This window comes from Bradyrhizobium sp. T-12, assembly GCF_058314695.1.
Map to the genome: position 1 here is coordinate 1,832,412 of NZ_CM177756.1, position 20,353 is coordinate 1,852,764.

Sequence of the window (20,353 nt, forward strand, 5' to 3'; positions counted from 1 at the left end):
CCATGAGCGCCGCCGCCAACAAGAAACTGATGCAGGATATTTTCGCCGCCGCCGCCAATCCCGATCCTGCCGCGCGCGATCGTGCCCTGTTCGCCGCAAGCCTTGCCGAGGACGCCAAATGGGTTGTCACCGGCCAATATTCCTGGTCGCGCACCTTTTCGGGCAAGGAGGCAATCCTTGTCGATCTGCACGGCTATGTGCGCAGCCGACTGCGCGACCGCACGCGCACGGTCGCGCACCGCTTCATCGCCGACGGCGACGTAGTCGTCGTGGAGGCCAAGGGCGACAACGTCACGCCTGAGGGCGTGCGCTACGACAACGACTATTGCCTGGTGTTTCGTCTCGAGGGCGGCAAGATCAAGGAAATCCGCGAGTACTGCGACTCGATCCTGACGGAGCGGGCGCTTGGTCCTTTTCCGCAGGCGCCGGTGAGAGCTGCGAGCTGAGGAGCGTGCGCGTCACCTCCGCCGGCCGGTGTCATCGGGCCGAGCCGGCGAGGGTCATGCGGGCCTGGCAGGCGCTCGTCGAGATGCTCCGGCACAAGCGCGAAGGGTCCCGGGTCCGAAATCAACTCGCTGCAATGACCGAGCGGGAGCTTCTGGACTGCGGAATGACCAGGGCGGAGATCACGTACGAGCTGCACAAGCCCCGCCTCCGGCAATAGAGGTCCGGGGGCATGGTCCGTCACCCGCGCCAATTTTGCAGCGCCGGTGGAACCCTTTGGGTTCCGCCGGCGTTTTCTTCGCTTCCGGGGCAATTGCGCCGCGGCATCGCGCGCGTTTGGGAAGTTCATGCTGGCTGGGGTTTCGGACGTTTCCACACAGGTAGACAGCAGCTTTCCCGGACTCCGTGGACGATTGAGAGACGCGACCGCGGCGGCGCACCGGGAGCTCGATGCGCAATTGTCGTCGTTCGATCTCACCGTCCTGACCGGCTATCGCCGCTTTCTCCAGGCCAGCGCCGGCGCGCTGCTTCCGCTCGAATCCGCGCTCGAGGCGGCTGGCGTCACCTTCATGTTTCCCGACTGGCCGGAGCGGGCGCGCAGCGCGGCGATCGCGGCAGATCTTGGACGGCTCGGCAGCGCCGCGCCATCTCCCGTATCGGTGCTGCCGCTGACGCCCGGGGGCTTGCTCGGGACCATGTACGTGCTGGAGGGCTCCCGGCTCGGGGCCAAGTTCCTGCTGAAAGAGGTCGCGGAGGCCGCCGATCCGCGCATCAGCGCGGCCACTCTCTATCTCCGTCACGGCACAGGCAAGCGGCTCTGGCAGAGCTTCCTGGCGAAGCTCGAAAGCGAGGCCTGCGACGAGGTCGAGGTGATCGCGGCGGCGCGCATGGCTTTCGCCGCGTTCGAGCAGGCGGCGGACCGCGCATGAACGAGGCCGTCAATCTCACCAATTGCGATCGCGAGCCGATCCACATTCCCGGCAGCGTGCAGCCGTTTGGCTTCATGCTCGTCGTTCTCTCGGATTTCACGATCTGCATGGCCTCGGACAATGTCGGCGGCTTTCTCGGAAGCGATCTTGCCGACATCCTCCAGCGGCCGTTGGCGACCGTCATCTCCGAAGCGGCCGTCGAGACCATCCGCAGCCGCGTCGATCATCTGAGCGGGCCGGATGCGACCGAGCGCCTGTTCGGTATCGAGCTCCAGGCCGGCAAGCCGCAATACGATCTCTCGATCCATTTCTCCGGCGTCTACCTCATCATCGAGGCGGAGCCGAGCGTCCACGAGCCGGGTGTCAACTCCGGCGAGCTGGTCCGCCTGATGCTCGACCGGATCCGCAAGACGCGCGGCATGACCGATCTTGCGCGCGAGGCGGCGCGCCAGCTCAAGGCGCTGGCCGGCTTCGACCGGGTGATGGTCTATCAGTTTCACCCGGACGGATCGGGCGAGGTGATCGCCGAGACCGCGGAGGCGGGACTCGAATCCTTCCTCGGCCTGCGTTATCCCGCCTCCGACATCCCGAGGCAGGCCCGAGCGCTCTATCAGCGCAACTGGCTGCGTATCATCGCCGACGTCAATGCCGTACCGGCAGCCTTGGTGTCCACGGCCACACACAATGCCGGGCTGCTCGACCTGTCGATGAGCGTGCTGCGCTCGGTCTCGCCGATTCACATCGAATATTTGCGCAACATGGGTGTCGCCGCCTCGATGTCCGTGTCGATCCTGCGCGACGGCAAGCTGTGGGGACTGTTTGCCTGCCATCATTATTCGCCGCGTTACATCTCATTCGACAAGCGTACGGCCTCCGAGCTGTTCGGGCAGATGTTCTCCTGGATCGTCGAGGGGCGCGAGCGCGAGGGCGACGTCGCCTATGAAGCCCGTGCCCACCAGGTTCAGGAGCGGTTGATCGAGATCGCGGCTGCGCATGAGCACAGCCGCCGCGCCATCGTCGACTTCCTCGGCGACTATCGCAAGATGGTCGACTGCGACGGCGTCGCGGTGTGGTCGGACAACAAGATCGCGCTTCAAGGAGACACGCCGACCGAGGAGGAAGTGAAGGACCTCGTCGCCTTCATCAACCGGACCTCGCCCGGGCGGATCCTGGCGAGCGCCGAGATCGCCAAGGTCTATGCCGCCGGCCAGTCCTTCCGCGACCGTGCGGCGGGTTTTCTCGCCATTCCGATCTCGCGAACCCCGCGCGATTGCCTGATCTTCTTCCGCCGCGAGGTCGTGCGGTCCGTGAACTGGGCCGGCGCTCCCGACAAGGTCTATGATGAAGGTCCGAACGGGCCGCGGCTGACGCCGCGCAAGAGCTTCGAGCTGTGGCAGGAGACGGTGGCGGGCCAGTCGAAGCCGTGGTCGGCGGCCGACATCCGCATCGCCGAGAGCCTGCGAGTCACGCTGCTGGAAGTCATCCTGCAATTGTCCGACCTCGCCGCGCGCGAGCGCCGCGGCGCGCAGGAGCGGCAGGAGCTGATGATCGCCGAGCTCAACCACCGCGTCCGCAACATCCTGAGCCTGGTCCGCGCCCTGGTGGCGCAGAGCAAGGACACCGCGACGAGCGTCGAGGAGTTCGCCAGCGTTCTCGGCGGCCGCATCCAGGCCCTGGCGCGCGCCCACGACCAGATCACCAATCTGAACTGGGCGCCGGTGGCGCTGCGAACCCTCGTCGAATCCGAGGCCGGCGCCTATCTCGGGGCGCGCGCAGGCCGGGTGAAGATGGGCGGGCCCGACGTCGCGCTGGATCCCAAGGCGTTCGCCACGCTGGCGCTCGTCGTCCACGAGATGATGACGAATTCCGCCAAATATGGCGCGCTCGCCGATTCCACCGGCAGCGTCGAGGTGGTCTGGCGCCTCGATCCCTCGTCGAGCCTGGTGATCGAATGGAAGGAAAGCGGCGGCCCGCCGGTGCAGCCGCCGTCGCGGCGGGGCTTCGGCACCACGATCATCGAGCGCTCGGTGCCGTTCGATCTCAAGGGCGACGCCGAGATCCGCTTCGATCTTCTGGGTGTGCAGGCGACCTTCGTCATCCCCGCAAATTTCGTAGAAATCGTGCCATCAATAGCAGGAGCCGCCATGCGCATCGAGGAGCAACAGTCCAGCCGTCCACGGCTGTCCGAGACCGCGCTGATCGTCGAGGACAATCTGATCATCGCCATGGCGGCGGAGGTCATCCTGCTCGATCTCGGCGCACGCCACGTCGACACCGCCGCGAGCGTCGATCAGGCGCTGCGTTCGATTGAACGCACGCGGCCGAGTTTTGCCCTGCTCGATCTCAACCTCGGCAGCGAGAGCAGCATCAAGGTGGCGCAGAAGCTGAAAGAGATCGGCGTGCCCTTCATCTTCGCAACCGGCTATGGCGAGCGCGCGCCGCTTCCGGCCGAGCTTGCCTCGGTGCCGGTCATCCAGAAGCCTTACACGCTCGAAGTGGTCGACCACGCCCTCGGCAAACTGCAGCAAGCCAGCGTTCTCTGAGGGTTCGCGTGCGACGCTATGCATGCCGCTGCGGATTCTTGCACAGCTTCGCATAGCTGCCGATAAAATCAGCAAGTCGATGTGCGACGAGGCGTGCACGCGCGAAGAATTTGAAGGTTCAATTAACGAGTGTCCTCCATTGTGTCGCGGTGCAGCGTGGGTCGCAAGGACGCGACGCGCGGCTGCCAGGTGGCCGGCAAAGAGCGCCGGACTCGGTCGGCTGCCCGAAGTGAAATGCATCTTGGTGGACAGTGGGAATGCCGAAGTTTCGTTTGCGGATCAGGGGACGCCTGTACGCAGGCTTCATGGCCCTTGTGGCGGTTGGTCTCGTGATGGCGGTGGTCGCCGTCTGGAATTTGTGGGCGGTCCAGGATCAGGTCGCAAGACAGTCCGCGCTCTCGGACAGCACGGCGCGGGTGCTGGAGATCTCTACCCACCTTCAGGCCATCCAGCGCGCCAATCTGCGCTATGTCTACGATGCCAACGAACCCGCGATGAAGGAGGCGCAAGAGCGCGAGACCGCGGCGACCGAGCTGTTGCGGGTTGGTGCAAAAGGAACGGCCTCCGAGGAGCGGCGGGCGCTCTATAACGGCCTGATCGACGACATCGGCAAAATGCGACGCCTGCGTGACAATCTCGGCGACGCCGTCAACGAGGCGAGAACCGGCAAGGCGACGTTGCTGCCGAGCGGCGAGGATCTCGCCACCAAGACCGGCAAGCTGGTCGATGTGGCGCGTGCGGCCGTGGACGAAGACACCGCGGCCCTCGTCGCCGACCTCGAATCCAGGATCCTCCTGGTCCGAATCGCAAACTGGCGTTTCCTGGCTTTGCGCGATGTGCAGGGGCCGGCGAGCTTCCGGGCCAGCGTCGACAGGGCGGCACAACGGCTCGCGGCGCTCGAGAAGAGCCCGCAGGCGACGGAACTGCGCTCGACACTGGCGCCGGTGAAGACCGCGCTCGGCCTCTACAAATCGGCGTTCGAGACGACATCCGCAGCGATGCTTCAGGCCGACGAGATTTATCACAAGAACCTCGCGCCCCTCATCGTCGACAGCATCGGCAGGCTCAAGGCCGCGGAAACGACCCTGAAGAAGGACTATCAGGACTCGCGCAGCCAGGCCGAAGCCGTGATCGCGAGCACGACGACCATTCAGGAGATCGCAGGCGGCCTTGCCATCCTGTTCGGCGCCATCGTCGCGTTCCTGATCGCCCGCAGCATCGTCGGGCCCCTGGCCTCGATGACGAGCGCGATGGGGCGGCTTGCCGGCGGCAATCTCGAGGTCGAGATCCCCGGTCGCGGCAAGACCGACGAGATCGGCGACATGGCCAAGGCGATCCAGGTGTTCAAGGACAACATGATCGACACCGAGCGCATGCGCGCCGAGCAGGCCGAGCTCGAGGCAGGGCAGGCCGAAAGCCGCAAGAAGGACATGGCCAGGCTCGCCAACCAGTTCGAGCAGGCCGTGGGCGAGATCGTCAACACCGTGTCGACGGCCTCGAGCGAGCTCGAAGCCTCTGCCGGCACCTTGACCACGACTGCTTCCCGGGCCCAGGACCTGTCGACGGAGGTCGCCTCCGCGTCCCAGGAAGCGACCGCGAATGTCCAGGCGGTTGCCACCGCGACCGAGGAACTGTCGTCCTCGGTCGGGGAGATCGCCCGCCAGGTGCAGGAGTCTGCACGCATTGCGGGCGAAGCCGTCGGCCAGGCCACCCGGACCAACGATCGCGTCGGCGAGCTCTCCAAGGCCGCGGCCCGGATCGGCGACGTGGTCGAGCTGATCAGCACCATCGCGGGTCAGACCAACCTCCTGGCGCTGAACGCCACCATTGAGGCCGCTCGTGCGGGCGATGCCGGCCGCGGCTTTGCCGTCGTCGCCACCGAGGTGAAGGCGCTGGCCGAGCAGACCGCGAAGGCCACCGGCGAGATCGGCCAGCAGATTGCAAGCATCCAGACGGCGACCGAGCAATCGGTCGGCGCCATCAGGGAGATCAGTGGCACTATCGAGCGGTTGTCGGAGATCTCCTCCGCGGTCGCCGCTGCGGTGGAGCAGCAGGGCGCGGCCACGCAGGAAATCTCCCGTAACGTGCTGCAGGCCGCTCACGGCACCCAGCGGGTCTCGACGAACATTGGCGACGTGCAGCGCGGGGCGTCCGAAACCGGTTCAGCCTCGTCGCAGGTGCTCTCGGCGGCGCGCTTGCTCTCGGCGGACAGCAACCGGCTGAAGCAGGAAGTCGCCAAGTTCCTCAGCTCGGTCCACGCTGCCTGAGGCTTGAAAGCAAAAGGGCCACGCGCATGCGCGTGGCCCGACCGGCTTTGTCGTGGGATCAGGCGACCTTGGTCGTCATGTGCTTGAACATGTTGGCGCGCGCCTCGTCGTCCATCTCGGCCTTGAAGGTGAACTTGTCCTTCAACGCGATCGCACGGCCCGCTGCGGGGCGCGCCGAGATCTCGTCCACCAGCCGCTTCACGTTCGGGTATCGCGCAACGGCGTCGTCGCCGAGCTTGAACGGCAGCATCCGCGCCCAGCCCCACAGCGCCATGTCGACGATCGAATAGTCGTCGCCGACCATGTAGCGGCGGCCTTCGAGGTGACCGTCGAGAATCTTATAGTGGCGATCGGTTTCGTACTGGTAGCGGTTATGGGCGTAGTCGTGGTTCTGGTCCTTCGGCGCAAAATGCTTGAAGTGCACCGCCTGGCCCGAATAGGGTCCGACGCCGGTGGCGATGAACATCAGCCAGGACAGGGTCTCGCCGCGCACGCTCGCGGAGGGCAGGAACTTGCCGGTCTTCTCGGCGAGATAGAGCAGGATGGCGTTCGAGTCGAAAACGATGGTGCCATTGTCGTCGATCGCCGGCACCTTGGCGTTCGGATTGATCTTCAGATAGTCCGGCGTGAACTGCTCGCCCTTGCGGGTGTCGATCTTCACCGGCTCGTAGGGCAGCCCGGACTCTTCGAGATAAAGCGCGACCTTGGTCGGGTTCGGCGATCCGTTGAAATAGAATTTGAGCATCGGTCTCCCCAGGGTTTGTTGCCAGGCGCGAATGCAGCGTCATTGCCGCGCCGCCTCTCTTGCCTGAACAGCGTCGAAGAGGGCAACCGGCGAGTTTGCCGGGCGGTATCTGCGCGGTACGCAGATCAGCCGGCGTAACAAAGGCCGATCGCCGCCGTAAGGACCATCGCCACGCCGGCCGCCTCCAGGCGCAGTCCGAGCCGGGTGGCCAAATGCATGTCGCAGGCCCGCGCCTTGCGCTCCGATCCGCGGGCGTAGCCGTGGACGATGACGTCGTGATTGAAATTGTCGTGCGCCTCGTTGCTGCTGGCGAGCCCGACGGAGATCACGAGCACGCCGAACAATGCGAGGCCGGCGAAGCCGAGCAGGGCGATCAGGAACATCGGAAACATGCCGACCAGGAAGATCGGCAGCAGCGGCACCAACAGCAATGTCTCGGACTGTCGTCGCATGGGAGCGGCCCGGCCAGGACGGAGGCTGATCGGGGGAGTCTAGTCCTGGCGGCGGCGGCATTCAACCATTGACGCCGTCGTTCCGGGGTGCGCTTCGCGAGCCCCGGAATGACGGCGAAGGGAGCTACTCCGCCGCCATGCCGGCGCGGATCTCGGCGCGCAGCTCGTCGATCAGCTTGAGACCCTTCTTGGTCTCGACGTGCCAGAAGGTCCAGCCGTTGCAGGCCTGGGCGCCCTGCGCCACCGCGCCGATGCGGTGGATCGAGCCGACCTTGTCGCCGAACATGATGGCGCCGTCAGCGCGGACCAATGCGCCGAGCTTCTTCTTGGCGTCGAACAGCTTCGTGCCGGGCATGATCATGCCGCGCTCGATCAGCTCGGAGAACGCGACTCGCGGCGCTTCGCGCGCGGTCGTGAACGGGGCGAGGCTGGCTTCCGGCAGCGGCTCGACCCTGGCGATGCGCTGCTCCGCGGCTTTGGCGTAAGTCTTGTCGCGCTCGAAGCCTATATAGGAGCGGCCGAGGCGTTTTGCGACCGCGCCGGTGGTGCCGGTGCCGTTGAACGGATCGATCACGAGATCGCCGGGCTTCGATGACGACAGCAGCACGCGCGCCAGCAGGCCTTCCGGCTTCTGCGTCGGATGCACTTTCTTGCCGTCGGCGCCCTTGAGGCGCTCCTCGCCGGTGCAGAGCGGGATCAGCCAGTCGGACCGTGCCTGCACGTCCTCATTGGCGGCCTTCAGCGCCTCGTAATTGAACGTGTAGCCCTTGGCCTTTTCGTCGCGCGCGGCCCAGATCATGGTCTCATGCGCGTTGGTGAAGCGGCGGCCGCGGAAATTCGGCATCGGGTTCGACTTGCGCCAGACGATGTCGTTCAGAAGCCAGAAGCCGAGGTCCTGCATGATCGCGCCGACGCGGAAGATGTTGTGATAGGAGCCGATCACCCAGATCGTCGCCGACGGCTTCATCGCGCGGCGCGCGGCAAGCAGCCAGGCGCGGGTGAAATCGTCATAGGCGGAGAACGAATCGAACTTGTCCCAGTCGTCGTCGACGGCGTCGACGTGGGATTCGTCGGGGCGCTTGAGATCGCCCTTGAGCTGGAGATTGTAGGGCGGATCGGCGAACACGAGATCGACCGAACCAGCCTGAAGCTTCGACATCTCGGCGACGCAATCGCCGAGGATGATGCGATGCGACGGAGACTCAAAATTTGTGCGGGGCGCCCTTGCAGACGCCCCGCGACGCGACTCTACCATGACTCAAGAACTCTGACTCAGGCGACGCTGTCGGCGACGCGGGACCAAACAACCGACTGACCGTTACATTGAAGCGGCAAAGTAAAAATCGACTTAATCCGCCGCTTTGGTGAGCAAGTCGCTTATCCCGTTCTGCGTGCATGTCATCGTGCGCATTCGCCGTGTTTTACAGAGGATTTCGCGATTGCCTGGGCCGCGGACGCCATCATGGCTGCAAAAAGACCGCAAATTTCTCTCGGAAAAAATTGCTCGACCCTCGGAAAATATTGCTGGCGTCGGCAGGTTGCCGCACTAGGCAATTTTTGCCGGCCACGATATTGATAAAGGCAACGGAAATTTTACGTGTGTGGCGCGTTGAGCTTTCGCACCTGTGCGCTCATCGAGCCGACGACATCGAAGCAGGGCCCCGCGAATCGGGACACCGGAGGGAAAGGCCGCCATGCGTTACGATGACTTCCGCCGCAGCGACGACATCGAGGATCGTCGCGACGAAGGTGGTGGCTTTGGCGGCGGCGGGGGCGGCGGGTTCGGCCTGCCCATGGGCGGCGGCGGGCTCGGCATCGGCACCATCATCATCCTCGGTCTGGTCGGCTACGCCTTCGGCATCGATCCGCGCATCCTGATCGGCGGCGCCGAGATTCTCACCGGCGGTGGCCAGGCACCGAGCTACCAGACGGATCGCCAATCCTCGTCAGGCAAGCGCGGCGCGCCGACCGACGAGATGGGCAGCATGATCTCGGGCATTCTCGGTGAGATCGACGATCGCTGGAGCGAGATCTTCCAGGCCTCGGGCCAGTCCTATACCGGCCCGAAGGTCGTGCTGTTCCGCAACGTCACCAATGGCGGCCGCTGCGGCCGGGCGGAGTCGGCGATGGGGCCGTTCTATTGCCCGCCGGACCGCACCATCTTCCTCGACACCTCGTTCTTCCGCGAGGTCGAGACGCGCTTCCGCGGCTGCTCCGGCAAGTCCGCGTGCAATTTCACCACCGCCTACATCATCGCGCACGAAGCCGGCCATCACATCCAGAACCTGCTCGGCATCATCCCGCGCGTGACGCGGCTGCAGCAGCAGGCGGGCTCGAAGGCGGAGGCCAACGCGCTCCAGGTCAAGGTCGAGCTGCAGGCCGACTGCCTGTCCGGCGTCTGGGTCAATCGCGAGGCGAAGAAGCGTCCGAACTTCCTGGAAGCCGGCGACATCGACGCCGCGCTGACCACCGCGAGCGCGATCGGCGACGATACGCTGCAGCGTCAGGCCACGGGCCGCGTCGTGCCGGACTCTTTCACGCACGGCTCGGCCGCGCAGCGCAAGCAATGGTTCATGACCGGCTACCAGCAGGGCACGGTCCAGGCCTGCAACACGTTCGGCGGCGGGGGGTAACAAACAAGACTTCGTGCCCCGGACGCAGCGCAGCGCTTCTTCAGCGGAGCGCTGCAGAGCCGGGGCCCACAATGCCGGTCTCCCAAGTCTCCAGATGGGTCCCGGCTCTGCGGTGCGGCGCTGATGCGCCGCACCTTGTCCGGGACATGAGAGACGCATCAATGGCTTCCATCGACGAATCCAAGCAGTTCATCCCGCTCAACATCGCGGTCCTCACCGTGTCGGACACGCGCGCGCTCAGCGACGACAAGTCCGGCCAGACGCTGGCCGACCGTCTGACCGCTGCCGGCCATCGTCTTGCCGCGCGCGAGATCGTCACCGACGACGTCGAGGCGATCCGTGACGTCGTTCGGCGCTGGATCGCGGATGCCGGCGTCGACGTCGTCATCACCACCGGCGGCACCGGCTTCACCGGGCGCGACGTCACGCCGGAGGCAATCGAGCCGCTGTTCGAAAAGCGCATGGACGGTTTCTCGATCGCCTTCCACATGCTGAGCCACGCCAAGATCGGGACGTCGACGATCCAGAGTCGCGCCACCGCGGGCGTCGCGGGCGCGACCTACATCTTCTGCCTGCCTGGCTCCCCCGGCGCCTGCCGCGACGGCTGGGACGGCATCCTGGCGGCCCAGCTCGACTACCGGACGCGGCCCTGTAATTTCGTCGAGATCATGCCGCGGTTGGACGAACATCTGCGAAGGCCGAAGGCGCAGGGCGCGACGGCGTAGGTGCGGATGGCTGACCCGTATCTCCCACGCCGACGGCCTTGCGACAGTGCTAGAGATCCATCTCCCAGGTCTCGCCGACCAGATCGACACCGAAGCTGTGGTGCTTCTCTTCCTTCACGAGCTTGAAGCCGGCGGTCTTATAGATGCCGCGCGCGGCGACCAAAATGCTCTGGGTCCACAGCGTCATCCTGCTGTAGCCCCGCTCGCGTGCGCCCTGGATGCACTGCTCGACCAGCGCGCGGCCGACGCCGAGCCCTCGCGCCTTCTTTTCCACCTGCAGCAGGCGTAGCTTGGCGATCTCGTCCGTGGCCTTGACCAGAAAGATCGAGCCGACCGGCTCGCCATCGACCTCCGCGATCCAGCAGTGCTCGCGCGCGGCGTCGTAATTCCTGATGAACTGCGCGCAGATCTCGGCGACCAGCGCCTCGTAGCTGATGTCCCAATTGTAGTCCGCGGCATAGGCAGCACCCTGCCTGGAGATCACCCAGCCCATGTCACCGACGCGATGGCTGCGCAGCATGAAAGCTGCGGGCCTTGTTCGGCGTTGCTCCAGCACGGACTCGATGGTCGCCATCGCCTGCGTGAGCCGCGATGCATCGCCGGCCGAAAGCTGAGCCAGCATTGCGGCGACCTCATTTTGCGAGCTCAGGTTCAGCTTGGCGAACGTCTGGCGGCCTTTGGCGGTGAGGCTGAGCTGGTATTGCCTGCGATCCGCGGGCAGGGGCCTGCGCGTGATCAGCCCCTTGTCATCGAAGTTCTGGACGATGCGGCTGAGATAGCCGGGGTCGAGACCCAGCTCGTTTCCGATCTCTTTTGCCGCGAGGTCGTCGCGATGCGCGAGCTCATACAGGACCCGGGCTTCGCTGAGCGAAAACGAGGTCTTGCCAAGATGCTGGTCGAGTACACCGAGCTTGCGAGTATAGAAGCGGTTGAAGGCGCGGACCGCGGCAACATGGTCGTCGGTACTGTCGATGGGCATGGATCACCTCAATACTTGCCATTGTCAAATAATTATTTGACTTTGGCAAGTATCTGCCGGCATCAGCCGACCATGACGATCCGGCTGCGCAGCATGGTGCGGGACGAACGGCCGAGGCGCCGGAGCAGCTGCGCCTCGGAACGGCGGGCCTGCGGCGGGTAGCCGCCGACCCGGTCGTAATGGTCACGGGCAATCAAGAGCCCTTGATCGCCGAACGGGCCAGCCAGCCCCCGTGCCACGGCCCTGAGGATGTCGCGCCATCCGGTATCCGCATAAGGCGAGCGTGCATAGCGGAACACTGCCGCACGATCCCGTCCGCTGGTCGCCACGGCCTGGATGAACTGGGTGGTCTCCTCGATCCAGCCGGTTTCCAGCACGGCCCCTGCGGGCAGGAACATCAACCAGGGCGAACGAGCCTGCAGCGCGCCGGCGGCGAGTGCGGCCCCCGGCGAGGTCCCCTCGAAGCCGACGAAACGGCAGCCTGCAACGTCGGCCACGCGCTCGATGACGCCGTTACGGGTGCCGTCGACCAGAAGCACTTCCCGGACGATGCCGGCGGCGGCTCCGGGCACCAGCGCGGCCAGACTTGCCACCGCCGTCTGCTCGACGCCTTCGGTCGGGATGATGACGCTCAGCATGATTGAGACTTCACTGTCCGCACTTCGGGAGAAGCGTAGTTCATTGTGAGGCTGTCATAAACCGGTAGCATTGCCGAGTGCAACTTTCTGGCGGCGCTTCGGCGTGGATGGTAAACCGCAGCCGGTCATCGGAGCCAAATGTGTCACGGCGACGCCGTCAATATTGTCGAATGTTTCGGCACGAGCTCATTCCAGCGGCATTCACCGTAATTTTACGGCGACGCTGCGCAGCGCGCGACAACAAACGTCGAAGGCGATGCGCCTTGCGAGAAAGACCCGAGCAGGAAAATGTGTGACGTTGGTGCCGGCGGAGGCCGCATATGAACGCCGATCAACTTCCCGTTGGCACGGCGCCAACATCGCCGACGCAGGAGGCTGCGCCGAGCTTGCGGATCCGGGCGCTGATGCTGGGCGACCGCATCAATGCGTCCGGCCTGGAGATCGGGACGCTGGTCTCGTCCACCCCGGCGGCCTTCCGCGTCCATGCCGGTCTTGCCGTGATCTTCCGCTACGGCGTCGTGGTGCTGATCGGTCTGCTCCCTTCGGAAGAGAAGGTTCTCATCGACAATTTGAAGTCACGCGTGACCGGAGAGCTCAGCCCCATCGAGGAGGAGATCGCGCAGGCGCAGCTCTGCAACGATGAGGCCGCCGAGGCGATCCAGCCGGGCGGACCGATCTGCCTTGCCAAATTCTCCGACGACCGGCTGCTGCTGGTTGCGGATGCGCTCGCCAAGAGCACGTCGCTGGCACGTGACGAGCGCCGCGTCGCGGCCGTCTTCGACGTGATCGAACCTTTTGCGCGCGAGCTCGCCGAACACGGCCGCACGCCGCGCCGGCGCAGGGCCATCCTGCAACTGATCGGCAACGCATTGCTGGTGCAGCAGCGCGTCGCCGGCCGCGTCGCGATCGCCGAGAAGCCCGACGTGCTCTGGGAGAAGCCCGAGCTCGACCGGCTCTATTCCCGTCTCGAGGACGAGTACGAACTCAAGGAGCGTCTCGACACGCTCGAGCGCAAGCTCACCGCGGTGTCGGAGACCGCCAACGCCCTGACCGACATCATCGACACCCAGCGCTCGCTCCGCCTCGAGATCGCGGTCGTGGTGCTGATCGTGATCGAGGTCGCGATCGGGTGTTTTCAGATATGGTCGGGCACACATTAGTGCAGCGAGAGGGCTGCGCGTGACTGTGCCGACTCCCCTTGTGGGAGAGGGCAGCTCTGCTGGGAAATGCAATCTCACTCGGGCGAGGGGTCTGTCTCCGCGACTCCAGCTCGCAATTTAGACTCGCGGAGAGATACCCCTCATCCGGCGCTTCGCGCTACCTTCTCCCACAAGGGGAGAAGGGAAGGGCCGCCGATGGCAATTCACCCCACGAGCACCATCTTGCAGTGCCGTGCGATCGTCAGCTCTTCATTCGTTGGAACGACGAATATTTCGACGTCACTCGCGTCCGCGCTGATCCGCTCGCGCGTCGCGTCATTCGCCGCAGCATCGATCCGCACGCTGAGCCAGCCGATGCGCTCGCAGATCGCGCTGCGAATTTCCTTGGCATGCTCGCCGATGCCGCCGGTGAAGACCAGGCAGTCCAAGCCGCCGAGTGTGGTGGCCATCATCGCGACTTGCTGCGCCGCCCGGAAGACGAACAAATCGACAGCTTCACGCGCGGCGGCCTCGCCGCTCGCCAGCAACGTTCGCATGTCCGCCGAGATGCCGGAGACGCCGAGCAGGCCGGACTCGTGATAGAGCAGGTGCTGGATCTCCTCCGCCGACATCTTCTCGTGCTGTTGCAGATAGAGCAGCACGCCGGGATCGATGGTGCCGCAGCGGGTCCCCATCACGAGGCCGTCGAGCGGCGTCAGTCCCATCGTGGTGTCGATGCTGCGGCCCTGGTGCAACGCGCACAGGCTGGCGCCGTTGCCGAGATGTGCGATGACGGTGCGTTTGGCGACGATCTCCGGAGCAATCTCGCCAAGGCGTCCCGCGACATATTCGAACGACAGGCCGTGAAAGCCGTAGCGCCGGACGCCGCGCTGCTCATAGCGCCGTGGAATCGCAAAGCGGCGCGCGGACGGCGCGAGGCCGTGGTGGAAGGCGGTGTCGAAGCAGGCGATCTGCGTCAGCGCAGGCCGGATAGCCGCGAGCGCGCGAACGGGCGTAAGGCACCGCGGCTGGTGCAGCGGTGCCAGCGGCGTCAACGCGTCCAGCTTCGCGGTGACATCGTCGGTCAGCACGACCGGGCCTGAATAGTCCGGCCCGCCATGGACGATCCGGTGACCGACGGCGCGCAGGCTGTGGTTGTCGAACCTCTCCTCGATGAAGGCGAGCACGTCGGCGAACAAATCGCCGCCGTCGGCATCCGGCGCCTCTCTCCGTGTCGCGAACAGGTCCTCGCCCGCCGGACTCTTCACGACGAGGCGAGGTTTTGCCTCGTGCTCGTCGAGCAGGCCCTTGCAGAGCAGGGCGGGCTCAGCCGCCGAGATGTCGAACAGGCCGAACTTGATGCTCGACGATCCCGAATTGAGGACGAGGACCGTGTCCGACATGGCTAGTCGCCGGCCTCAGTCGGCGTGTTGCCGCCGGAGCTGTTGGGCCAGACCCAGCCCTGGATCTCCGGCATGTCCTCGCCGTGCTCCCGCACATAGCGAGAATGTTCGATCAGCTTGTCGCGGAATTGCTGCTTGGCCTGCGCGGCCTTGGCCGCCAGTCCAGGCACGCGTTCGATCGCCTCGATCGCGAGGTGGTAGCGGTCGAGCTCGTTGAGCACGACCATGTCGAACGGCGTGGTCGTGGTGCCTTCCTCGGCAAAGCCGCGCACATGCATGCCGGCATGGTTGGTGCGGTTGTAGGTCAGCCGATGGATCAGATAGGGGTAGCCGTGATAGGCGAAGATGACAGGCTTGTCCGTCGTGAACAGGCTGTCGAAGTCGCGGTCGGACAGGCCGTGCGGATGCTGCTCCTTCGGTTGCAGCGTCATGAGGTCGACGACGTTGACGACGCGGATCTTCAGGTCCGGCAACGCCTTGTGCAAGAGATCGACGGCGGCGAGAGTCTCCAGCGTCGGCACGTCGCCGGCGCAGGCCATCACCACGTCGGGCTCGCCCGTTGGCTCTTCCGTCCCCGCCCAGGTCCAGATGCCGATGCCGGCGTCGCAATGCGTGGCGGCGTCCTGCATCGAGAGCCATTGCGGCGCCGGCTGCTTGCCGGCGACGATGACGTTGATGCGGTTGTAGGTGCGCAGGCAGTGGTCGGCGATCCACAGCAGGGTGTTGGCATCGGGCGGGAAGTAGATGCGGACGATATCGGCCTTCTTGTTGGCGACGAGATCGACGAAGCCGGGGTCCTGATGGCTGAAGCCGTTATGGTCCTGGCGCCAGACATGCGAGGTCAGGAGATAATTGAGCGAGGCGATCGGGCGCCGCCATGGCAGCTCGCGCGTGACCTTCAGCCATTTGGCGTGCTGGTTGAACATGGAATCGACGATGTGGATGAAGGCCTCGTAGCAGGAGAAGAAGCCGTGCCGGCCCGTGAGCAGATAGCCTTCGAGCCAGCCCTGGCAGAGATGCTCGCTCAGCACCTCCATGACGCGGCCGTCCTGCGCCAGATGAACGTCGTAAGGTTCGATCGGCTCCATCCAGACCCGTTCGGTCGCCTCGAACACCGCATCGAGACGATTTGACGCGGTCTCGTCCGGGCCCACGATGCGGAAGTTGCGCTCCTTCGCGTTGAGGCGGATGACATCGCGCAGGAATTTGCCGAGCTCGCGCGTCGCTTCGGCCACGACGCCGCCGGGCTGCGGCACCTCGATTGCGAAACGGTGGAAGTCCGGCAGCTTCAGCTCTTTCTTCAGGAGGCCGCCATTGGCATGCGGGTTGGCGCCCATGCGCCTGTTGCCGTAGGGCGCGAGCGCCTGAAGCTCGGGAACGAGGGCGCCGCTCGCGTCGAACAGTTTTTCGGGCTCATAGCTGCGCATCCAGTCTTCGAGCACTTTCAGGTGCGCCGGGTTTTCGCGGCAGCCGGCCACGGGCACCTGATGGGCGCGCCAAAAGCCCTCGACCTTCTTGCCGTCGACCTCTTTCGGCCCGGTCCAGCCCTTCGGGCTGCGCAGCACGATCATCGGCCAGCGCGGCCGCTCGACGCTGCCGCGGCCGTCGCGTGCGTGCTGCTGGATCGAGCGAATGCTGGCGAGCGCGACGTCCAGCGCGTCCGCCATGGCCTGGTGCATCAATTTGGGATCGTCGCCTTCGACGAACAGCGGCTCGTGTCCGAACCCGCGGAAGAGATCGCGGATTTCAGCATCCGGCATCCGCCCCAGCACGGTCGGATTGGCGATCTTGTAGCCGTTGAGATGCAGGATCGGCAGCACCGCGCCGTCATGGGCAGGATTGATGAACTTGTTGGAGTGCCAGGATGCAGCGAGCGGGCCGGTTTCCGCCTCGCCGTCGCCGACCACGCAGGCGACGATCAAATCGGGATTGTCCAGCGCCGCGCCATAGGCGTGCACCAGCGCGTAGCCGAGCTCGCCGCCTTCGTGAATCGAGCCCGGCGTTTCGGGCGCTGCATGGCTCGGGATGCCGCCGGGAAAGGAGAACTGCCTGAACAGCTTGCGCAGTCCGTCCGCATCGCGCGCGATCTCGGGATAGATCTCGCTGTAGCTGCCTTCCAGATAGGTGTTGGCGACCATGCCGGGCCCGCCATGGCCGGGGCCACAGACATAGATCACGTTGAGATCGAGCGCGCGGATCACGCGGTTGAGATGGGCATAGATGAAGTTCAGGCCGGGCGTCGTGCCCCAATGGCCGAGCAAACGCGGCTTGATGTGCTCGGCCCGCAGCGGCTCGCGCAGCAGGGGATTGTCGAGCAGGTAGATTTGCCCGACGGAGAGGTAGTTTGCGGCGCGCCAGTAGCGATCGAGGAGATCGAGGTCATTGCTCGCTGTGGCCGATTGTTGTTGATTTGTCATGTTCTTGCCGATTGTTGCCGAGCTGAGCCCCGCGATCGTCACCAACATTGTTCCGGTGCGATCGATCCCTGACCGGCATCAAACGAGATCGTTGCGACAGCCATGTTGCGTGAGGTCAAAGGACCGCGCCCGAAATTTGGGCGGGCTTACTTTGCATGGGGTTGTTTTCCGGTTTTTGGTTTGCGTTCTTGATTTGTTCCTTTTGCATGCTATCTTGGCTGCATGAGTCCAGCAGCATCCTCACATGCTCTCAAGCACCCGCCGGTCAAGGCGCCCTCCGAGCCGGCGGGTGCGGACTCTGACTTCCCTGCCGATTTTCCAGAACTTGGCGTCGCCATCGACCGCGCGCGCCGGCGCGGGCGGGGCGCGCAGTCCAATGCCAGCGGCCGCTTTGAGGCCGAGGCGCGCGTCGCGTTCGACGATGGCTGGCAGAGCCTGGAAGAGCTGCCGCCGTTCAAGACCACGGTCGCAATCGACACCTCGCGCAAGGTGATCACCCGCAACGATTCCCCCGATATCGGCTTCGACCGCTCGATCAATCCCTATCGCGGCTGCGAGCACGGCTGTGTCTATTGTTTCGCCCGGCCGACCCACGCCTATCTCGGCCTGTCACCGGGGCTGGACTTCGAATCCAAGCTGTTCGCAAAACCCGAGGCGCCTGCGCTGCTCGAGAAGGAGCTCGCCGCCTCCGGCTACGAGCCGCGGATGATCGCGATCGGTACCAACACCGATCCCTACCAGCCGATCGAGCGCGAGCACAAGATCATGCGCGGCATCCTCGAGGTGCTGGAGCGGGCCGGCCATCCCGTGGGCATCGTCACCAAGTCGGCGCTGGTGCTGCGCGACATCGATATTCTCCAGCGGATGGCCAAGCGCAACCTCGCCAAGGTCGCGATCTCCGTGACCTCGCTCGATCCGAAACTGGCGCGAACCATGGAGCCGCGCGCCGCGACGCCGCCTAAGCGGCTGGAGGCGCTGAAGCAGCTCGCCGACGCCGGCATTCCGACCACTGTGATGGTCGCGCCCGTGATCCCCGCGCTGAACGATTCCGAGATCGAGCGCATTCTTGATGCCGCCGCCCATGCCGGCGTCAAGGAAGCCTCCTATGTGTTGCTGCGGCTGCCGCTGGAGGTGCGCGATCTCTTCCGCGAATGGCTGATGGCGAATTATCCGGACCGCTATCGCCACGTCTTCACCCTGATCCGCGACATGCGCGCCGGCCGCGACTACGACGCCAAATGGGGCGAGCGCATGAAGGGCACGGGACCGATGGCCTGGACCATCGGCCGCCGCTTCGAGATCGCCTGCGAGCGGCTAGGGCTGAACAAGCGGCGCTCCAAGCTGACGACCGATCACTTTGCGCGGCCGAAGCGGAACGGCGATCAGCTCAGCCTGTTCTGACCCCTGTTCTGACTTGGAGTGGATGAGGCGCAGCATGGTCAGGGAACCCAACGTGCCGGTGCCGCGGCTCACCGTCATCACGCTCGGCGTCAGCGACATCCGCGCCAGCATCGCTTTTTACGACGCGCTCGGTTTCTCGCGCCGGCTGAAGGCGACCGGCGAGGCTGTCGCGTTTTACGAGACCGGTGGTCCAGTGCTCGCCTTGTATCGCTGGGACCAGCTTGCAGCCGACGCCGCGCTGCCGGACCAGCCGAGGCCGCAGGCCTTCCGCGGCATGACGCTCGCCTGGAACTGTCGGACCCGTGAGGAGGTCGATGCGGTGATGGCCTTCGCGCTCAGCAAGGGCGCGAAGCTGGTGAAGGCCGCGCACGAGACCGATTACGGCGGCTATTCCGGTTATTTCGCCGATCCCGACGGCCATCTTTGGGAGGTCGTGGTCGCCCCCGGCATCGATGTCGGCGACGACAGGCGGGTTCATTTGGCCGAGTAGGGCGGCCTGAATAACGGGAATTGCGCCGGGTTCCCGGTTGCGCAGGCCGGGCCGCTTGCGCACGATCCCGGCCATGATTCGAGACAAGTCCGCAACGAAGCCGGCCAAAGACGCGCCCAAGACGGCTGCTGAAAAGAAGGCCGCTGAGAAGAAGGCTGCTGCGAAGAAGGCAGTGCCTGCCAAGGCGGCAAGAGCGGCTGCGACCAAGACAAATGTCACCACGGCCATTCCAGCCGGCAAGAAGGGTATCATTGCCATCACCACCCCAAGCTTTCGCCGCGAGCGCGCGCTGATCAAGCGCGGCGTCTGGCCGGTCGCCGGCTGCGACGAGGCCGGCCGCGGGCCGCTGGCGGGGCCCGTAGTGGCGGCTGCCGTGATTCTCGACCCCAACCGCATCCCGCGCGGCATCGACGATTCCAAGCGCCTGACGGCCGAGGAGCGCGAAAAGCTGTTCGACAAGATCTGCGCCACAGCGCAGGTCTCGGTCGCCGTCGCCTCGCCCGCGCGAATCGATCGCGACAACATCCTGCGTGCCTCGCTGTGGGCGCTGAAGCGCGCCGTGGTGGCGCTGCCGGAGGCGCCCCGGCATGTCTTCGTCGACGGCCGCGACCGGCTCGACACGCAATGCGACTGCGAGGCCGTGATCGGCGGCGACGGCATCGTGCTGTCGATCGCCGCAGCGTCCATCATCGCCAAGGTCACGCGCGACCGCCTGATGTGCGCGCTGGCACAGGACTGCCCCGGCTACGGCTTCGAGCAGCATAAGGGTTACGGCGTCCCCGAGCACCTCGATGCGCTGAATCGCCTCGGTCCCACCATCCACCACCGCAGCTTCTTCGCTCCCGTCGCCGCCGCGCGTGCCAAGCACATGCCGTGGACGGTCGAGCCGGTGCAGGACCTGTTTACGGTGACCGAGGGCGAGATACAGGTGGAAGCCAGCGTCGAGATCGACGTATCGGCTGGGCTCTAGGCACCTAACCCAGCCCTCTGTCCGTCATTCCCAGGCATCCGCGGTCTCCGGAGCGACAGGAAAGACGAGGATGGCCGGGTCATAGGCGAGCGGAAGCGACGCCGTCCTTCGGACGACTAAGCCCGGCCATGAATGATCTGTTGTGCGTGTGCCTTTCGCTCCGCGTAAGAACGGGGAG

The 20,353-nt window shown here is 65.3% G+C and carries 18 protein-coding genes; 11 read left to right on the forward strand and 7 right to left on the reverse strand.

Annotated elements, in window-relative coordinates:
- The first annotated feature begins 2 nt into the window (after window positions 1-2).
- The 5 genes from AC0WRY_RS08730 to AC0WRY_RS08750 all read left to right on the forward strand — a co-directional run bounded on the left by AC0WRY_RS08730 (window position 3) and on the right by AC0WRY_RS08750 (window position 6,183).
- The gene (locus tag AC0WRY_RS08730) at window positions 3-446 is read left to right on the forward strand and encodes a nuclear transport factor 2 family protein (RefSeq protein ID WP_194406613.1); all 444 of its coding nucleotides are present in this window, start codon (window positions 3-5) and stop codon (window positions 444-446) included.
- 134 nt (window positions 447-580) lie between these two features.
- Window positions 581-664: a hypothetical protein gene (locus AC0WRY_RS08735; RefSeq protein ID WP_371746355.1), complete on the forward strand. Its 84-nt coding sequence runs from the start codon at window positions 581-583 to the stop codon at window positions 662-664.
- A gap of 127 nt (window positions 665-791) precedes the next feature.
- Window positions 792-1,373, forward strand: coding sequence for a biliverdin-producing heme oxygenase (locus tag AC0WRY_RS08740; RefSeq protein WP_194406615.1), 582 nt, complete (start codon window positions 792-794; stop codon window positions 1,371-1,373).
- Window positions 1,370-3,916 carry an HWE histidine kinase domain-containing protein gene (locus tag AC0WRY_RS08745; protein WP_491122941.1) on the forward strand — a complete coding sequence of 849 codons (2,547 nt, stop codon included), beginning with the start codon at window positions 1,370-1,372 and terminating at the stop codon, window positions 3,914-3,916. Before AC0WRY_RS08740 ends, AC0WRY_RS08745 begins: the two co-directional genes overlap by 4 nt.
- A 257-nt stretch (window positions 3,917-4,173) precedes the next feature.
- The gene (locus tag AC0WRY_RS08750; RefSeq protein ID WP_491122942.1) at window positions 4,174-6,183 is read left to right on the forward strand and encodes a methyl-accepting chemotaxis protein; all 2,010 of its coding nucleotides are present in this window, start codon (window positions 4,174-4,176) and stop codon (window positions 6,181-6,183) included.
- A gap of 58 nt (window positions 6,184-6,241) precedes the next feature.
- On the opposite strand, the gene AC0WRY_RS08755 is transcribed toward AC0WRY_RS08750, so the two are convergent.
- The 3 genes from AC0WRY_RS08755 to AC0WRY_RS08765 all read right to left on the reverse strand — a co-directional run bounded on the left by AC0WRY_RS08755 (window position 6,242) and on the right by AC0WRY_RS08765 (window position 8,635).
- Complete coding sequence (locus tag AC0WRY_RS08755; RefSeq protein ID WP_491122943.1) at window positions 6,242-6,928, reverse strand: glutathione S-transferase family protein; 687 nt, start codon at window positions 6,926-6,928, stop codon at window positions 6,242-6,244.
- 125 nt (window positions 6,929-7,053) lie between these two features.
- Window positions 7,054-7,380, reverse strand: a complete 327-nt coding sequence (locus AC0WRY_RS08760; protein WP_194406619.1) for a hypothetical protein — start codon at window positions 7,378-7,380, stop codon at window positions 7,054-7,056.
- A 124-nt stretch (window positions 7,381-7,504) separates the two neighbouring features.
- Entirely contained in the window at window positions 7,505-8,635 is a 1,131-nt protein-coding gene (locus AC0WRY_RS08765) for a site-specific DNA-methyltransferase (RefSeq protein WP_491122944.1), read from the reverse strand.
- A gap of 439 nt (window positions 8,636-9,074) precedes the next feature.
- Between AC0WRY_RS08765 and ypfJ the strand changes: the two genes are divergently transcribed.
- Both ypfJ and moaB read left to right on the forward strand, forming a co-directional pair.
- A complete protein-coding gene (ypfJ, locus tag AC0WRY_RS08770) occupies window positions 9,075-10,013 on the forward strand; it encodes a KPN_02809 family neutral zinc metallopeptidase (protein ID WP_194406621.1) in 939 nt (312 codons plus the stop codon).
- A 161-nt stretch (window positions 10,014-10,174) separates the two neighbouring features.
- On the forward strand, window positions 10,175-10,738 hold the full coding sequence (gene moaB / locus AC0WRY_RS08775) for a molybdenum cofactor biosynthesis protein B (RefSeq protein ID WP_211419441.1): 564 nt from the start codon (window positions 10,175-10,177) through the stop codon (window positions 10,736-10,738).
- 49 nt (window positions 10,739-10,787) lie between these two features.
- On the opposite strand, the gene AC0WRY_RS08780 is transcribed toward moaB, so the two are convergent.
- Window positions 10,788-11,717 carry a bifunctional helix-turn-helix transcriptional regulator/GNAT family N-acetyltransferase gene (locus AC0WRY_RS08780; RefSeq protein ID WP_491122945.1) on the reverse strand — a complete coding sequence of 310 codons (930 nt, stop codon included), beginning with the start codon at window positions 11,715-11,717 and terminating at the stop codon, window positions 10,788-10,790.
- A gap of 62 nt (window positions 11,718-11,779) precedes the next feature.
- Window positions 11,780-12,355: a glycosyltransferase family protein gene (locus AC0WRY_RS08785; protein ID WP_491122946.1), complete on the reverse strand. Its 576-nt coding sequence runs from the start codon at window positions 12,353-12,355 to the stop codon at window positions 11,780-11,782.
- Window positions 12,356-12,675: 320 nt separating this feature from the next.
- Between AC0WRY_RS08785 and AC0WRY_RS08790 the strand changes: the two genes are divergently transcribed.
- A complete protein-coding gene (locus AC0WRY_RS08790; RefSeq protein WP_194406625.1) occupies window positions 12,676-13,515 on the forward strand; it encodes an RMD1 family protein in 840 nt (279 codons plus the stop codon).
- 203 nt (window positions 13,516-13,718) lie between these two features.
- Here AC0WRY_RS08790 and AC0WRY_RS08795 read toward each other — a convergent pair whose 3' ends face one another.
- Together AC0WRY_RS08795 and AC0WRY_RS08800 are read right to left on the reverse strand one after the other, a co-directional pair.
- Window positions 13,719-14,897, reverse strand: a complete 1,179-nt coding sequence (locus tag AC0WRY_RS08795; protein ID WP_491122947.1) for an acetate/propionate family kinase — start codon at window positions 14,895-14,897, stop codon at window positions 13,719-13,721.
- A gap of 2 nt (window positions 14,898-14,899) precedes the next feature.
- Window positions 14,900-17,314: a phosphoketolase family protein gene (locus AC0WRY_RS08800; protein ID WP_491122948.1), complete on the reverse strand. Its 2,415-nt coding sequence runs from the start codon at window positions 17,312-17,314 to the stop codon at window positions 14,900-14,902.
- Window positions 17,315-17,536: 222 nt separating this feature from the next.
- Between AC0WRY_RS08800 and AC0WRY_RS08805 the strand changes: the two genes are divergently transcribed.
- From AC0WRY_RS08805 to rnhB, 3 genes are all read left to right on the forward strand, one after another.
- On the forward strand, window positions 17,537-18,715 hold the full coding sequence (locus tag AC0WRY_RS08805; protein ID WP_491122949.1) for a PA0069 family radical SAM protein: 1,179 nt from the start codon (window positions 17,537-17,539) through the stop codon (window positions 18,713-18,715).
- 34 nt (window positions 18,716-18,749) lie between these two features.
- Window positions 18,750-19,205, forward strand: a complete 456-nt coding sequence (locus AC0WRY_RS08810; RefSeq protein ID WP_491122950.1) for a VOC family protein — start codon at window positions 18,750-18,752, stop codon at window positions 19,203-19,205.
- Between the two features lie 73 nt (window positions 19,206-19,278).
- Window positions 19,279-20,175, forward strand: a complete 897-nt coding sequence (gene rnhB, locus AC0WRY_RS08815; RefSeq protein WP_491122951.1) for a ribonuclease HII — start codon at window positions 19,279-19,281, stop codon at window positions 20,173-20,175.
- The last annotated feature ends 178 nt before the right edge of the window (window positions 20,176-20,353 follow it).

Excerpts from the sequence above, each read along its gene's own strand:
- AC0WRY_RS08765 (WP_491122944.1), bottom strand. The coding sequence starts at position 8,635 with ATGGTAGAGTCGCGTCGCGGGGCGTCTGCAAGGGCGCCCCGCACAAAT.
- AC0WRY_RS08740 (WP_194406615.1), top strand. The coding sequence starts at position 792 with ATGCTGGCTGGGGTTTCGGACGTTTCCACACAGGTAGACAGCAGCTTT.
- AC0WRY_RS08800 (WP_491122948.1), bottom strand. The coding sequence starts at position 17,314 with ATGACAAATCAACAACAATCGGCCACAGCGAGCAATGACCTCGATCTC.
- AC0WRY_RS08795 (WP_491122947.1), bottom strand. The coding sequence starts at position 14,897 with ATGTCGGACACGGTCCTCGTCCTCAATTCGGGATCGTCGAGCATCAAG.
- AC0WRY_RS08735 (WP_371746355.1), top strand. The coding sequence starts at position 581 with ATGACCGAGCGGGAGCTTCTGGACTGCGGAATGACCAGGGCGGAGATC.
- AC0WRY_RS08785 (WP_491122946.1), bottom strand. The coding sequence starts at position 12,355 with ATGCTGAGCGTCATCATCCCGACCGAAGGCGTCGAGCAGACGGCGGTG.
- AC0WRY_RS08755 (WP_491122943.1), bottom strand. The coding sequence starts at position 6,928 with ATGCTCAAATTCTATTTCAACGGATCGCCGAACCCGACCAAGGTCGCG.
- ypfJ (WP_194406621.1), top strand. The coding sequence starts at position 9,075 with ATGCGTTACGATGACTTCCGCCGCAGCGACGACATCGAGGATCGTCGC.
- AC0WRY_RS08745 (WP_491122941.1), top strand. The coding sequence starts at position 1,370 with ATGAACGAGGCCGTCAATCTCACCAATTGCGATCGCGAGCCGATCCAC.
- AC0WRY_RS08790 (WP_194406625.1), top strand. The coding sequence starts at position 12,676 with ATGAACGCCGATCAACTTCCCGTTGGCACGGCGCCAACATCGCCGACG.
- AC0WRY_RS08810 (WP_491122950.1), top strand. The coding sequence starts at position 18,750 with ATGGTCAGGGAACCCAACGTGCCGGTGCCGCGGCTCACCGTCATCACG.
- AC0WRY_RS08760 (WP_194406619.1), bottom strand. The coding sequence starts at position 7,380 with ATGCGACGACAGTCCGAGACATTGCTGTTGGTGCCGCTGCTGCCGATC.
- AC0WRY_RS08805 (WP_491122949.1), top strand. The coding sequence starts at position 17,537 with ATGAGTCCAGCAGCATCCTCACATGCTCTCAAGCACCCGCCGGTCAAG.
- rnhB (WP_491122951.1), top strand. The coding sequence starts at position 19,279 with ATGATTCGAGACAAGTCCGCAACGAAGCCGGCCAAAGACGCGCCCAAG.
- AC0WRY_RS08780 (WP_491122945.1), bottom strand. The coding sequence starts at position 11,717 with ATGCCCATCGACAGTACCGACGACCATGTTGCCGCGGTCCGCGCCTTC.
- moaB (WP_211419441.1), top strand. The coding sequence starts at position 10,175 with ATGGCTTCCATCGACGAATCCAAGCAGTTCATCCCGCTCAACATCGCG.
- AC0WRY_RS08730 (WP_194406613.1), top strand. The coding sequence starts at position 3 with ATGAGCGCCGCCGCCAACAAGAAACTGATGCAGGATATTTTCGCCGCC.
- AC0WRY_RS08750 (WP_491122942.1), top strand. The coding sequence starts at position 4,174 with ATGCCGAAGTTTCGTTTGCGGATCAGGGGACGCCTGTACGCAGGCTTC.